This is a genomic window from Mammaliicoccus sp. Q-M61 (assembly GCF_022386055.1).
Taxonomy (GTDB): domain Bacteria; phylum Bacillota; class Bacilli; order Staphylococcales; family Staphylococcaceae; genus Mammaliicoccus; species Mammaliicoccus sciuri_A.
Genome location: NZ_JAJNJL010000009.1, coordinates 109,497 through 123,820, shown reverse-complemented (window position 1 = coordinate 123,820; position 14,324 = coordinate 109,497). Strand labels below are relative to the sequence as shown.

Here is a 14,324-nt window from a genome sequence, read left to right as displayed (position 1 = left end):
TATATAAAAAAAAAAAAACCCACATAAATCACGCCCACCCAAAAATTAAAATTCCGTATTAATTTTGGGGTCCCACTTCATTAAGGTGGGGCTTTTTAATAAGATAAACTCTGTTCTATGACTTCATCAGTTATTTCTATGTTGAAAATATTTTCTTTATAAACTTTTGACCATGCAGTACCATTTTGATGAGTGTAGTCTACTAAGTCACGAGCTGAAAATTCAATGAATTTTTCTAAAGTATCTAATATTGATTTTAAAGCACCAGATCCTGCTTCAGAAAACAATATTCTACTATAAGATGGTTTAATTAGCATATCAATTTTTGAAAGAAAGACACTATCATCTTCCTTAAAATCTAATTTACTATAGCCCTTATCTGAATACATATCATAAACACTTTTTACGACTGGACCGTATTTATACGCATATATTTTATCTTTAAATAGACTAGTACCAGTGAGCTTCATAAAATCTTCATAGCACAAATATAATAGCTTTTGTAATTTCAAATGTGTTATATTTTCTCCAACGCTCAAAATAAATTTAGCTACATCACCTGCTGTTAATTCTATTTCATTTTTGTACATATCAATAAACTGAAGTTCGTCTTCAAAAAAAGCTACATCATGAAAGAAACTATCTTTATCTTTGATTGACTGGACATTTCTCGAATCAGTTGAAATTACATGAGATGATACTTTTAAATCACCTACTTTTTTCACTACTTTTTCTAAAACATCATTTACTTCTTTATAATCTTTATCATTATCCAATACTTTATGCCAACCAATTCTATGCCCTAATTTATGATAGGGTGTAATTATTACAAAATGTTCATACATTTTTAATCACCTCTGCTTATTCAAAGTTTTAGTCCACTCTAGATAACCTTGTTTATGTTTAGAGTGCGAAATTTTATTAGATTCCTCGTCTTTATAATTCCATATCTGAATTTCCCAAGGAAAATACGAATTATTTTCACCATATATATAAATATGTATTGCTTTATAACCATAATTATCTTTCTTAATAAATTTAATACGCTTTTCATTAGAAAAATAATTAGATAAAATTTCTAATGCTTGCTCTAAATCATCAAATTTACAAATAAATCTTACCCCGAATAAATCATTCAGGCATTTATTTATTGGTATTTTTCCTTTTTCATTTTTTTCAAAACGATATGTCATCAATTTAGATAATCTTGATTGAGGTTGTTTTAGTCTTGATGATGATAAATGAATATCTTTTTGCTTTAATTCTTGGACTATGACCAATTGTTTAAATAATAATTTACGACAATAATTATTTATATAATCTTCAAATGCAAAATCTAAAATAATTTCATCTCCATTTGAACTAAGTATATCATCAACTCTTTTTTTGTTTAAGTTAAAAGGTTTTTTATACTTTCTAAAAAACTCTAAAGAATGTATATGTTGATGATGTTTTAAAACATTTATGAGTTCTCCAATGTGGTTGCAATTTAATTGATACATTTTTTCACCTTTAGATTAATATATAATTAATATACCTTTAGTATAATTTTTTGTAAACAAAATTTAAAATTTAGGATCACGATTTAATATAAACCTTAATATATACGTAAGTTCAAATTCAGCGAATAGATTTCTTTCACTTTATAATTCTTATTTAGATTGTAGAGAATATATAGTACCTCTCTATTCATTTAAGTACACTTGTTATTGTCTAAACTATTAATATAATCCTCAAAGTTAAATCCAGTTTGTGTAATATATCTTCTTTGTACATCTGTTTAATCATCAAGTTTTTGTTGATTTTCTATAAGTGAGAAGGCTTTTGGAATGTCTTAATCATACTCTGACTTTAAACACTTTATTTGAAATATTACAACTTCTCAACCTAATTAAGAGATAAGTTATTTAAATTGCTTTTACCTGTTCTAAGTTCTGATATAACATATTGTCTAATTCCTGTTACTTTATGAGTTGCATAACCAGTAATGTATCTGTCAATATTTGAATTAATTCGTTCATTTTAAATTATACAAAAAAATACTCCATCACATATAGGAACAGGGTAAGTTACGGAGTATTTTATTATTATACTTTTTAAACTAAAGCAAATATATTCCGTTTTTCTAAAATATTTATATAACATATAAACGACAAGATGTTGTAATCGTTTCATCTTCCATCTTAGATATAATACGTTTTAGTTTTTCAATTCATAATTAAAGTCCATGTTGTCCTCAGCTACTTTTTCGTTATCTCTTTGAGATAAATACAATAAATCATCTGAAACATCTAATAATCGGTGATGTTTATTAAGCTTTATTCCCATGACACTATTACCCTTTCTAATTTTAATTTTTTTATACCTATTTCCGACAAATTACTATATTTAAACTAATGAAGAATTAGTCTCTACTCTCTTTAGATTTGATTCATTATTATAATTAATCTGATTTACACTCTTCATCTACTTACTCATATTTTTTAGTTTTATTTGTGATACGCTTCTCCACGCATGATCTTGAACGCGCGATATACTTGTTCCATCAGGATGACTTTCATCATTTGGTGTGGGAAGGTCATTTTGCTGAATGATAGGGCGTAGTTGCTGCGTTGTAATACTTTTTGATGCAATCCATTTGATCCGCCGATGATAAATGTGATGTGTGAATTGCCTCTTGTCATGAGGTTATCGATTTCTTTACTGAGTCCTTCGCTTGTTAACATCTTCCCTTGTATTTCCAGGGTAATGACATAACTGTCTTGTTTGATTTTAGACATGATTCTGTCCGCTTCTTTTTCTTTCACTATCTCTATATCTTTATCGCTCATATTATCTGGTGCTTTTTCGTCTGCTACTTCGATGAGTTCTGTCTTTGTATATGCACCTAAGCGTTTGTTATATTCATCTACGGCTTGTTTCCAGTATTTCTCTTTTAGTTTACCTACCGTTATGATTGTTATCTTCATTTTTATCCACCTTTATTCATCTTGTTAAAAGTTATCCACATTTTATTAACTTATGCACAGTTTTCTTTATTATTATATCAACAATTTTAATTTTTTGTACGTTTTCTAAATATTAAGTCGTTTATTTTTATACATTTTATTATGATTTATCCACGGATTTATATACATTGTGGATAAAATAGTGGATAACTACCTATATTATTCACAGTTTGTGGACATTTGTGTATAACTGTGGGTATATATGTGCACAAACTAAAAAGATATCCCCAACTCTATAATTGGGGATATCTTTTTTAAATGTAGTATATGGGTGTTGCTTTTTCTTTGTCTGTATCACATAAAATGACTTCTTTATTTGTATCAATATCATGTTCGTTTAATACTTGTCCAACGCTCATTCTTGCTAAATCTTTCATGTTGTTGTCTTGGCTTAAGTGTGACAGATAGATACGTTTCGTACTTCCTGTTATCACATCACACATTGCATATGCTGCATCTTCGTTAGATACGTGACCCATGTCGCTTAATATACGTTGTTTCGTCTTCCATGGATATTTACCCATTCTTAACATATCCACATCGTGATTACTTTCGAATACAAAGGCATCACTTCCGTGTATCATGCCTTTCATTCGGTCTGATACGTAGCCTGTATCTGTAATCATCGTTAACTTTTTATAGTCGTTGTTAAAGATATAGAACTGTGGGTCTATTGCGTCATGTGACACACTAAATGATTCGATATCCATACCTGCTAAAGTCTTTGTTTCATATGGTTCGAAATGGAACTTTTGATCTAGTGGTATGTTTTTATCTTTAGCTTCTATCATTTGCCATGTCTTCTTGTTCGCATAGATAGGTAGTTTATACTTTCTTGCGAGTACACCTAACCCTTTTATGTGATCGATATGTTCGTGGGTTACTAAGATACCTTCTAAGTCGCTGATGTTACGGTCAATTTGTTGAAAGAGACCTTCTATTTTCTTTCCTGTTAAGCCAGCATCGACAAGTAGGCTTCCTTTATCTGATTCTATATAAGTGGCATTTCCTGTACTGCCACTTGCGAGTACGCTCATTGCGATCACAAGTGTTCATCTCCTTTAATTACTGCTTCTCTTACGATTCTTCTAAGACGGTAGATTCTGGTTTAATAGCATCGATATACAATGTCTTCGTTTCTGTTTTACCGTCTTTTTCGGATTTTATTTTAACTTCCCATGACGGTACAAGTACTTGTCCGCCTATTTCTTTAACGACACTGTAGTAGCCTAACCTTACAGACTCTACTTTATCACCTTTTTTAAGGTACGTGTTGTAATACAATGTCTCTAAAGCTGTCTTAGCATCTGCTATCGTACGTTTATTGTTGTTGTCGCCATTACCTGGTTTAAGTTTGTCTAAATACGTTTGGGTATATGACTTAGCTTTACCATTATCCATATCTATGACAATTTGTCCTTTGTTGTTGTTGAGTATTGGTAAACCTTCATAGTTTTGTTCATAGACGACTTTGTTTTTATCTGTGTTATTCTTTTTATATTCATAATCTTTACCTTTAAAAGCATCTTTGTTAATGAAGCTCTTAAATGATGACTGTTTACTATCTTTATCTAAATCTGCATCAATATCTTTATTGATTTTCGTGTCTTTTTCACTTAATGAATAAACACCTTCAAGCTCATCTGAATCGAACGATTTACTACTACCTGTTATGGCTTGCATCTTCTTATCTCGATATTCTGGTAACTGCGGGATGTCTATGCCTTCTTTAGCAAAATTAACATCTGATTGTGCGTTTGATTCTTGAACGATAGAATTATTTACTTTATTAAAGTAGACAACGACCAATCCTATATTAATGAGAATAAACACAATGATGAAGAGTGACTTAGCATGTTTCCAATCCATTAAGAAAGCCCTCCATTCTCGTACCTTTTCCATTCACCGTCATATTTCACATACCATTTCGGTGTAAATTCAATCGTGTCTTGTAAGTTATTAATTTCGTCTTTTGGTAATGATAAATCATAGCCAATTGCTATATTCGTAACTTTGTTAAAATCAATCGAACCATTAGAAGCTAGGCTAAATCTGACTTCTTCTGATGAAGGTAATTTATCCGCTTCTTTTTTAGACGGTACGGCTACTCCTGTTGTAATAAGACCGCGATTGTATTCATTAATCGTATCTCTACCCCACACCGCTTCTATAGATGATAACTTATCATCATTAAACACTGGGTAATTATTTAAGAACATTTGATAGTCTATTTTACCAGACTTTTGATCTGTACTAAACAGACGGAATTCATCTGTATAACCTGCATGTTCATTAATAAATTTAAATGAATTTGTAATTGATTTTGCCATATCTTTTTGACGATTTTCATCTTCTGATAAATTCGTATAACGATATGTTTGTTTCGCTTCGTTCACGGTAGAAATCCCCGTATTGTTGTTATACGTCGAAACGTTATGTTCATTACTACGCGCAATCACCGAATCACCGAGAATAACATCATTTAATTCAGATACGGATATTTTGTTAGAAACGTAACGGTAAATATTCATATTATCTGCATTCTCTGGTGCATAAATTTGGTAGATTTCATTCGTAGTCGTTTCATTTGTAATCATGCCTGTATAAGGCTTCAAATCTGGTGCTGCTTCTTTATTCACCTTATCAAATTGCGTGCTTTTAATATTGGTCTGTAGTTTAACAGCCTTTTGCTTATTCTCACTTAAAAGATACACAACAGCTTCTTTCGTTGATTTCGTATCTACAAGAATTCGATCAAAATTAATATTAGGATAATAGTTTATATTCATACCTAATACTTGGTTTAAGTACATTTCACTCGGGATGCTATCAGGGAAGTCTAAAATCGTATATCGTTCAGATAAATCTTCAAGTTGAACGACTGACTCACTGCTTAGAATATCAACTTTCTTCACTTCTTTACTCAACAATTGGTCAGTAATCTTCTTGATGTCTTTCACGTTAGACGTCCCTTTCACGTCCGTGCCATTTCGATTAATCATTCTAAACGGCATAATCACACTATCAATAGGCTTACTAATTTTAGGTCCAATAGAAGGTGTTTCTGTATTCACATCTGTTTCTAAATCTGTCAGTTCAGGTGTAAATGTCCATACGCGGTATGTCATAAACACACTGATAAGCACAAGGATTATGAGGATAGCAGATTTAATCAGTTCTCTATTACGCATCCCAATCACCAAACTCATCTTCCATGACTTCACATGGCAATGTTATATAGATGGATGTACCTTGACCTTCTTTACTGCTCGCCCATATTCTACCTTTATGCGCTTCTACGATTTCTTTAGTGATGGCTAAACCTAAACCTGTACCACCCATTTTACGTGCTCTCGCTTTATCTACTCTGTAGAAACGATCAAAGATTTTATCTACTTTATTCACTGGAATACCGATACCATTATCTTTAATTTGTATTGTCATTCGGTTATATAAAGTATTTTGTTTCACATGAAACTCTACACGTTTATGAGATTCTTGTGAGTATTTAATCGCATTTGTAATGACGTTATCAAACACTTGTGTCATCTTATCTGGATCAATTTCAACGAATAAACCTTTAACAGGTATATCTCTAATGAATGTCACGTTCTTACCTTGCGACATTTCGTGCCTGTTAATGATTTTGTTAATAAACATATTAAAATCAATCAATTCAGAGTTCATTTGATCACTTGAACTGTCCATTTTAGAAAGTTGTAATAAGTCATTCACAAGACGAATCATACGGTCTGTTTCTTCACGTGTAACATTTAAGAATGTCGGTGCAACTTCAGGATCACGCCAAGCACCTTCTTCTAATGCTTCTATATAACTTCTCATAGATGTTAACGGCGTACGCAATTCATGTGAAACATTCGCAACAAATTCGCGACGTTCATTTTCTAAAATGTGTTGCTCCGTAACATCATGTAATACGGCAATATAACCATTGATAAAGCCTGTATCTTGAATGATTGTACTGAAGTTAACACGCGCAATAATGCCTTCTTCACTATTAATATCAATAATGAAACTATCATTATTCTCTTGTAAGTCATCTAATGAATAATCATCATCAATATTTAGAATATCTAATATATGTTTCGCTTCTACATCGGCACGTTCTAGACCTAACATTTTAAGTGCCATTTCATTAATAATACGTACGCGACCGCGTCTATCCGTGGCAAGGACACCATCGCTCATATGCGTGATAACCGAGTCTAGACGACGCTTTTCACTTTCCGTATTCGCTTGTGCTTCTTGTACACGTTTAGATAAGTTATTAAATGACAGCGCAAGTTCACCGATTTCGTCATTTCCGTATATCTTAACGCGCTGCGTATAGTTACCTTTAGACATCTCTAACGTTTGGTTACGCATGTCTGATATAGGTTTCGTAATCGTTCTCGCAATGAAGAAACCGAGCACGATTGTGATCAATAATGAGATTGCTGTACCGATGATGAAGATTTGGTTAATGTTGTTTAACTGTTCGTAAACAGAATCAATATCTGACTCAACATATATATCTCCAACAACTTCACCTTCGTATTCAACAGGTTTATTTTTGATCCATACTCTATTACTATCGGATGAATCATTTTTTAAAACGATTTTATCATTAGCTTTTCCTAATGATAACGCCTTTTGTACAGAGCTATCGTTTACTTTTTGATTGACGGTATTTTGATTCGTAGCTTTAGATGTTGCCACAATAATTTGATCTTGATCAATAAACTTAATCTCATCAATTTCAGTTCTATTGGCATAATCATCTAATATATTTTGTATTTCTTTTTGGAAGTTCCGATTTGGATCTTCTGAGTTGTACGTTTTCTTTATGTTGTAATTAATCTGTTTCACGTGTTGTTCAATATTTGTCTTGAAGTTACGTGTCAGCTCTTTCTCAAGACTATTTGTAAAATATAATCCAATAATTTGCATACCAATAATGATTAATAAAACATAAATAACGACAAGTTTAATGTGTAAGGACTGAAACTTCTTTAGCCAATTCATAATATCAGCCTACTCTTGTGTTTGTAGGAAATAACCCACACCTCTACGCGTCACAATATATTCTGGGTGTGATGCATCGTCTTCGATTTTCTCACGTAGACGACGTATCGTAACATCGACTGTACGTACATCTCCAAAATAATCATAACCCCATACAGTTTGGAGTAAGTGTTCACGCGTCATAACTTGTCCAATATGTTTTGCTAAATAATGAAACAATTCAAATTCACGGTGTGTCAATTCGATATCGACACCACGTTTTTTAATTGAATATGCATCAGGGTATACCGTAATATCTTTAATGACGATTTCATTTGTTTCTTCGTCTTCAGTTTGTGTTGGTTGAGAATAATGTCTACGTAAGTTTGCTTTCACTCGTGCGATTAATTCACGTGTTGAAAAAGGCTTCGTCACATAATCATCTGCACCTAACTCTAACCCTAGAACTTTATCAATTTCTGAGTCTTTAGCTGTTAACATAATGATTGGCATTTCAAATTTCTTACGAACCTCTCTACAAACTTCCATACCATCTCTACCAGGTAGCATAATATCTAATAATACGATGTCTGGTTCTTCTGCATATATCAAATCTACTGCGTCATTACCGTCATATGCGCAATAAACATCATAACCTTCTTTTTTTAAATTAAATTCAAGTATATCTGCAATTGGTTTTTCATCATCAACGACTACTATTTTTCTAGCCATACATTTACCTCATTTCTTTTTGAAAATAAGTATCTCTAAGCACACAATTGTGCATGATATCCTATACTATAATTTAACACTATTTGTCTATTAATTCTATTGTTTGACGTTAATCTATGATTGAACAACAAAAAAATGCTTATCGTTATTACGATAAGCATTAAAAGCGGTCCCGACGGGAATCGAACCCGCGATCTCCTGCGTGACAGGCAGGCATGTTAACCGCTACACCACGGGACCTTATGTATAAAATTGAGATGGTGACCCCTACGGGATTCGAACCCGTGTTACCGCCGTGAAAGGGCGGTGTCTTAACCGCTTGACCAAGGGGCCTCTGTTTAACACAAGATTGATTATAGCATGACTAATATACAGAAGACAAGATTTTATTTTAAATTTTTTATATAATAAATATAGAAGTACTAAAAAGGGATGATAATATGGAACAAGCACAAGTTATTAGAAAAGGACATCGTAAATTACGTAAAGGAGAAATCCTCAAACGATTCATATTTATCACCATCGGCAGTATATTAATGGGGGTAGGGTTAGAATTATTTTTAGTTCCTAACAATTTACTAGATGGTGGCATTGTCGGTATCGCAATTATTTTGAGTCATCTCACCAATTTAAAGCTTGGATTATTTATCTTTCTACTAAATATTCCGTTTTTCTTTTTAGGATACAAGCAGATTGGTAAGACATTCACGATTTCTACAATTTACGCAATTACAATATTATCTATTACAACAGCCTACTTACATCATTTTGATCCTTTTATTAAAGAAGCATTTTTAGTAACGATCTTTGGAGGCGCAATTATTGGTTTAGGCGTAGGTCTCGTAATACGATATGGTGGATCTTTAGACGGTTCTGAAATCAGTGCAATCTTAATCAGTAGTAAAGCACCATTTTCAGTAGGCGAAATCGTTATGTTGATTAACTTCTTCATATTTACAGCTGCAGGATTTGTATTCAATTGGGAATCAGCGATGTTTTCCGTTATTGCTTATTTTATAGCTGCTAAGATGATTGACGTAACCGTTCAAGGATTTGATGAATCAAAAGCTGTATGGATCATTAGCGATACATATAGAGATATCGGAGAAGCCATCAATGACCGACTCGGTAGAGGTGTGACATATCTGAATGGAGAAGGCGCATATACAGGCGAAGATAAAAAAGTCGTATTCTGTGTCATCACACGATTAGAAGAATCCAAACTAAAAGATATCGTAACAGAAATAGATAACACCGCATTCCTATCAATCGGTGACGTGAGCGAAGTAAAAGGCGGACGCTTTAAGAAAAGAGAAATACATTAATCAATCACAGTAACAAGCATAAGAATTTATGATTTCAAAGTACAGATAGAAGTCTATGATTGCGGACAGTCTTAATTAAGTAGACTGATTAAGTTAGTGTCTAGAGCGCAGTTGGTAGACAACCTTGAAATGATAAGTTTTTATGCTTTTTTTGTTGGGGATGAGGTGGGGATGGGTGAGTTTGTTGAGGGTGTCCGAGGATGTATGGGGGTGAGGATTGTTGAGGATGGTCGGGTATGTATGGGGGTGAGGATTGGGTTCAAGATGGGGTTGATAGGCGATCTCTTGGCTTTATTCAGGACTTAAGCCATGACTTGGGACATCTCTTGGCTTTATTTGGTAGTTAAGCCAAGACTCGGGCGATCTCTTGGCTTTATTCAGGACTTAAGCCATGACTCGGCCAATCTCTTGGCTTTATTCAGACGTTAAGCTAAGACTTAGACAATCTCTTGGCTTTATTCAGACGTTAAGCTAAGACTTAGACAATCTCTTGGCTTTATTCAGGACTTAAGCCATGACTTGGGCGATCTCTTGGCTTTATTCAGTACTTAAGCCATGACTTTGAACAGAACTTAAAAATATAAACCTTAATGAGTATATTATATGTTTCATGTAGCCCTTAATGACCTTTATTTTTTCTGATTGTTGCTTCCATATATATCAGTCAAGGCCTGTAACTTTTTTTGATAGGCTATACCTTCCTTTAACGTCTCATTTTCTTTTCTAAGTCTTTCAAGTTCTTCGCGTTCATTTTCATTTAAAGGTAAATTTTTATTATCTGATTTAGATCGTTTTTTAGTCATAGTTTGAGATCCTCCTTTTGTTTATTATCTTGTCTAAATTTTAAAACAGATAATTTAAATTCGCTAGTATAAACAGTATTTCTACTTTTTACTTCTAAAATTTTTACGATCTCGTGAGTTTACTGCCTCTTTAACTCACATCTTCAACCATCTCGTGAGTTTATTCCGCCTTTAACTCACATCTGCCCCCAATCTCGTCCGCTTTCCCAACCCAACTCTAAACAATCCTGTCCACCCCAACCCAACTCACCCCTCATCACCTTATATCAACGCTCAACACCCCCCAACCAACTCATCACCTCAACTCACTCCAAACCACACAACACCTTCCCCCAATATGAAAAAACCAGCAGATACGCTACGTATCTGCTGGTTTCTCTTTATTTTATTAGTCCCATAAGTTTTCTAATAGGTTTGTTTGGTTTCTATCTGGTCCTACTGAGAAGATAGAAATTTTAACGTTACATAATTCAGAGATGCGTTCTAAATAACGGCGTGCGTTATCTGGTAATTCTTCTAATGAACGGCATCCTGTGATGTCTTCTTCCCAACCTGGTAGTTCTTCAAAGATTGGTTTACAACGTTCTAATTCGTTTAAGTTTGCTGGGTATTCAGTGATTTCAACACCGTCAATTTCGTATGCTGTACAGATTTTAACTGTTTTTAATCCTGTTAATACGTCAATTGAGTTGATTGATAAATCTGTAATACCACTTACACGGCGTGAGTGACGTAGAACTACTGAGTCAAACCAACCTACACGACGTGGTCTTCCAGTTGTTGTACCGTATTCACGACCTACTTCACGGATATGGTGACCATCTTCATCAAATAATTCTGTTGGGAATGGACCGTCTCCTACACGAGATGTATAAGCTTTACATACACCAATTACTTTAGATACGTATGTTGGACCAACACCGCCACCTACTGTAACGTTACCTGCAATTGGATTACTTGAAGTAACGAATGGATATGTACCGTGGTCGATATCTAACATCACACCTTGAGCACCTTCGAATAATACTTTTTCATTGTTTACGAAAGCATCATCTAATAATTTAGCTGTGTCTGTTACATATTCTTTCAAACGTTGTCCAGCTGCATAGTAAGTTTCAAAAATTTCTTCAAAAGTGAAACCTTCAGCGTTGAACATTTTTTCGAATAATTCATTTTTATATTCAAGATTTTCTTTTAAGCGTTTTTCAAAAGTTTCTTTATCTAATAAATCAGCCATACGGATACCGATACGTTGTGCTTTATCTACATAAGCTGGACCGATACCTTTTTTAGTTGTACCAATTTTGTTGTCACCGCGTTTTTCTTCTTCTAATTCATCTTGTTTAAGATGATATGGTAAGATGACTTGCGCACGGTTTGAAATTCTTAAATTGTCTGTTGCAACTCCGCGTTCATTTAAAGCATCTAATTCTTTCAATAAAGCTACTGGATCAACAACTACACCGTTACCGATAACACTTGATTTCTCTTGATAAAAAATACCTGATGGTACTAAATGCAATTTGTAAGTTTCTCCATCAAATTTAATTGTGTGACCTGCATTGTTACCACCTGAAAAACGTGCAATAACGTTTGCATCCTCTGCTAAGAAATCTGTAATTTTACCTTTACCTTCGTCTCCCCATTGCGTCCCAACGACTACGATTGATGACATGTGAGCACCTCCGCTTTTTCTCATTAACCATTAAGTATTCTATCAGTACTATCCTTAAATTGCAAACTAAAAACGAACATTAATTACGAGTGTCAAATTACATTTCCTATTCACCCTAGAATTGCTAAAAAACACCTTAACCACAGTATTTAAAAGGATTACAACCATTTTATTCATTTTCAAAAACACAAACTTAAGCACATAAGTGTTACTTTACACAAAACAAAAGACGTACATTTTTGCATAGTATACAATAAATGTACGTCTTTTATCTTAAAAACTTTTTTTATCCAAATTCCATTCCGGCATGTTGATAGTCAATATCGGTGAATTTGTTATATTGTTTCATGAAGTGTAGTTTAACGGTTCCTGTTGGGCCGTTACGTTGTTTAGCGATAATGATTTCAATTTCACCATTCTCGTCTTGTGCACCTGCATCGACCGCTTCTCCATCTTCATCTTCGCCGCCTCTTGAGTAATAGTCATCTCTATATAAGAAGGCAACAATATCCGCATCTTGCTCAATCGAACCTGATTCACGAATATCACTCATCATTGGTCTCTTATCTTGTCGTTGTTCAACACCACGAGATAACTGACTTAACGCAATAACGGGACATTCTAATTCTCTTGCGATTGCTTTAAGCATACGAGAGATTTCAGATACTTCTTGTTGTCTATTATCTGAACTACGAGATCCACTACCTTGAATTAATTGTAAGTAGTCAATCATGATCATATCTAATCCATGTTCTTGTTTGAGCCTACGACATTTAGCACGAATATCCGTAATTCGAATACCTGGTGTATCATCGATAAATATTTTCGTTCTTGATAGTTTACCTACTGCAACTGTAAACCTGCTCCAGTCTTCTTCAGTCATTGAACCTGTACGCAATCTATTTGAATCGACATTTCCTGTACTACATATCATACGTGTAGCAAGTTGATCGGCACCCATCTCTAAAGAGAAAATCCCAACTGAATACAAGTCTTGATGCGTTGCAACTTGTTGTGCGATATTTAATGCGAAGGCAGTCTTACCTACTGATGGACGTGCCGCAATAATGATTAAATCATTTCGGTTAAATCCTGCTGTCATTTGGTCTAAATCTCGATAACCAGTTGGTATACCTGGTGTTTGTCCGTTATTTTGATCGAGCTGTTCAGCATTATCAAACACAATACTTAATACATCTTTAATATCTTTGAAGCCTTCCGTACCTCTTGAAGCAGAAATCTCTAAAATTCTCTTTTCTGCATCTCCTAACAATGATTCTAAATCAAGTTCAGGATTATACCCATCTTCAGCAATACTATCCGCCACACGAATGAGTTGGCGTTTCACTGCATGTTTAAACACAATATCTATGTAGAAATGTATGTTTCTTGTTGTTGGGACATTATTTGCTAATTCTGCTAAATAGGCTGGACCGCCTGCTTCTTCTAATAATGATTCTGCAGCCAACTGGTCCATCAATGTAACAGAGTCAATTTCTTTATTCTGTTCATTTAGCATTAACATCGCTCTAAATATGTGTTGATGATTTGCACGATAGAAAGCTTCAGGTATTAATGTTTCACCTGTTGAGTTAATCAGTTCAGGATCAATCAAGATTGCACCGATAACAGATTGTTCAGCCTCTATACTATGGGGCATTTGTTTTGGGTTCATCATATTATCCATACCATCCATACTGATTACTCCTTTCCATTTTTAATAATTTTTATTATAACGCATTAAAATAGGTCGGTAAATCAAATACCGACCATTTTA

The 14,324-nt window shown here is 33.8% G+C and carries 13 protein-coding genes and 2 tRNA genes; 1 reads left to right on the top strand and 14 read right to left on the bottom strand.

The features are described 5' to 3' along the window. Window positions 1–95: 95 nt before the first annotated feature. From LQ677_RS11625 to LQ677_RS11580, 11 genes are all read right to left on the bottom strand, one after another. Window positions 96–845 carry a Panacea domain-containing protein gene (locus LQ677_RS11625; protein ID WP_239728050.1) on the bottom strand — a complete coding sequence of 250 codons (750 nt, stop codon included), beginning with the start codon at window positions 843–845 and terminating at the stop codon, window positions 96–98. A 6-nt stretch (window positions 846–851) separates the two neighbouring features. Beyond that, window positions 852–1,502 carry a nucleotidyltransferase family protein gene (locus LQ677_RS11620; RefSeq protein ID WP_239740194.1) on the bottom strand — a complete coding sequence of 217 codons (651 nt, stop codon included), beginning with the start codon at window positions 1,500–1,502 and terminating at the stop codon, window positions 852–854. A 697-nt stretch (window positions 1,503–2,199) separates the two neighbouring features. After that, the gene (locus LQ677_RS14735; protein WP_275583286.1) at window positions 2,200–2,328 is read right to left on the bottom strand and encodes a hypothetical protein; all 129 of its coding nucleotides are present in this window, start codon (window positions 2,326–2,328) and stop codon (window positions 2,200–2,202) included. A gap of 161 nt (window positions 2,329–2,489) precedes the next feature. Further along, window positions 2,490–2,969, bottom strand: coding sequence for a 23S rRNA (pseudouridine(1915)-N(3))-methyltransferase RlmH (gene rlmH, locus LQ677_RS11615; RefSeq protein ID WP_025906271.1), 480 nt, complete (start codon window positions 2,967–2,969; stop codon window positions 2,490–2,492). Window positions 2,970–3,262: 293 nt separating this feature from the next. Continuing rightward, window positions 3,263–4,045, bottom strand: a complete 783-nt coding sequence (locus LQ677_RS11610) for an MBL fold metallo-hydrolase (RefSeq protein ID WP_239748870.1) — start codon at window positions 4,043–4,045, stop codon at window positions 3,263–3,265. A gap of 40 nt (window positions 4,046–4,085) precedes the next feature. Next, complete coding sequence (locus LQ677_RS11605) at window positions 4,086–4,877, bottom strand: two-component system regulatory protein YycI (protein WP_204188935.1); 792 nt, start codon at window positions 4,875–4,877, stop codon at window positions 4,086–4,088. Then, entirely contained in the window at window positions 4,877–6,199 is a 1,323-nt protein-coding gene (locus tag LQ677_RS11600; RefSeq protein WP_239748869.1) for a YycH family regulatory protein, read from the bottom strand. The genes LQ677_RS11605 and LQ677_RS11600 overlap by 1 nt, the downstream gene beginning before the upstream one ends. After that, window positions 6,192–8,033 carry a cell wall metabolism sensor histidine kinase WalK gene (walK, locus tag LQ677_RS11595; protein WP_037589684.1) on the bottom strand — a complete coding sequence of 614 codons (1,842 nt, stop codon included), beginning with the start codon at window positions 8,031–8,033 and terminating at the stop codon, window positions 6,192–6,194. The genes LQ677_RS11600 and walK overlap by 8 nt, the downstream gene beginning before the upstream one ends. Window positions 8,034–8,042: 9 nt before the next feature. Beyond that, complete coding sequence (gene yycF / locus LQ677_RS11590; RefSeq protein ID WP_025906262.1) at window positions 8,043–8,744, bottom strand: response regulator YycF; 702 nt, start codon at window positions 8,742–8,744, stop codon at window positions 8,043–8,045. A gap of 167 nt (window positions 8,745–8,911) precedes the next feature. Continuing rightward, a tRNA-Asp gene (locus LQ677_RS11585) sits at window positions 8,912–8,984 on the bottom strand. Window positions 8,985–9,002: 18 nt separating this feature from the next. Further along, window positions 9,003–9,077: transfer RNA gene (locus LQ677_RS11580), tRNA-Glu, on the bottom strand. Between the two features lie 107 nt (window positions 9,078–9,184). On the opposite strand from LQ677_RS11580, the gene LQ677_RS11575 reads away from it, so the two are divergent. Beyond that, window positions 9,185–10,069 (top strand): YitT family protein, encoded by an 885-nt coding sequence (locus LQ677_RS11575; protein WP_025906261.1) that lies wholly within the window; start codon window positions 9,185–9,187, stop codon window positions 10,067–10,069. A gap of 629 nt (window positions 10,070–10,698) precedes the next feature. Here the strand turns inward: LQ677_RS11575 and LQ677_RS11570 are convergent. The 3 genes from LQ677_RS11570 to dnaB all read right to left on the bottom strand — a co-directional run bounded on the left by LQ677_RS11570 (window position 10,699) and on the right by dnaB (window position 14,234). After that, the gene (locus LQ677_RS11570) at window positions 10,699–10,872 is read right to left on the bottom strand and encodes a hypothetical protein (RefSeq protein WP_239705802.1); all 174 of its coding nucleotides are present in this window, start codon (window positions 10,870–10,872) and stop codon (window positions 10,699–10,701) included. A 388-nt stretch (window positions 10,873–11,260) separates the two neighbouring features. After that, entirely contained in the window at window positions 11,261–12,547 is a 1,287-nt protein-coding gene (locus tag LQ677_RS11565) for an adenylosuccinate synthase (RefSeq protein ID WP_037589494.1), read from the bottom strand. Window positions 12,548–12,833: 286 nt separating this feature from the next. Continuing rightward, the gene (gene dnaB, locus LQ677_RS11560) at window positions 12,834–14,234 is read right to left on the bottom strand and encodes a replicative DNA helicase (protein ID WP_025906258.1); all 1,401 of its coding nucleotides are present in this window, start codon (window positions 14,232–14,234) and stop codon (window positions 12,834–12,836) included. Between the last annotated feature and the right edge of the window lie 90 nt (window positions 14,235–14,324).

Excerpts from the sequence above, each read along its gene's own strand:
- LQ677_RS11625 (WP_239728050.1), bottom strand. The coding sequence starts at position 845 with ATGTATGAACATTTTGTAATAATTACACCCTATCATAAATTAGGGCAT.
- LQ677_RS11620 (WP_239740194.1), bottom strand. The coding sequence starts at position 1,502 with ATGTATCAATTAAATTGCAACCACATTGGAGAACTCATAAATGTTTTA.
- LQ677_RS14735 (WP_275583286.1), bottom strand. The coding sequence starts at position 2,328 with ATGGGAATAAAGCTTAATAAACATCACCGATTATTAGATGTTTCAGAT.
- rlmH (WP_025906271.1), bottom strand. The coding sequence starts at position 2,969 with ATGAAGATAACAATCATAACGGTAGGTAAACTAAAAGAGAAATACTGG.
- LQ677_RS11610 (WP_239748870.1), bottom strand. The coding sequence starts at position 4,045 with ATGAGCGTACTCGCAAGTGGCAGTACAGGAAATGCCACTTATATAGAA.
- LQ677_RS11605 (WP_204188935.1), bottom strand. The coding sequence starts at position 4,877 with ATGGATTGGAAACATGCTAAGTCACTCTTCATCATTGTGTTTATTCTC.
- LQ677_RS11600 (WP_239748869.1), bottom strand. The coding sequence starts at position 6,199 with ATGCGTAATAGAGAACTGATTAAATCTGCTATCCTCATAATCCTTGTG.
- walK (WP_037589684.1), bottom strand. The coding sequence starts at position 8,033 with ATGAATTGGCTAAAGAAGTTTCAGTCCTTACACATTAAACTTGTCGTT.
- yycF (WP_025906262.1), bottom strand. The coding sequence starts at position 8,744 with ATGGCTAGAAAAATAGTAGTCGTTGATGATGAAAAACCAATTGCAGAT.
- LQ677_RS11575 (WP_025906261.1), top strand. The coding sequence starts at position 9,185 with ATGGAACAAGCACAAGTTATTAGAAAAGGACATCGTAAATTACGTAAA.
- LQ677_RS11570 (WP_239705802.1), bottom strand. The coding sequence starts at position 10,872 with ATGACTAAAAAACGATCTAAATCAGATAATAAAAATTTACCTTTAAAT.
- LQ677_RS11565 (WP_037589494.1), bottom strand. The coding sequence starts at position 12,547 with ATGTCATCAATCGTAGTCGTTGGGACGCAATGGGGAGACGAAGGTAAA.
- dnaB (WP_025906258.1), bottom strand. The coding sequence starts at position 14,234 with ATGGATAATATGATGAACCCAAAACAAATGCCCCATAGTATAGAGGCT.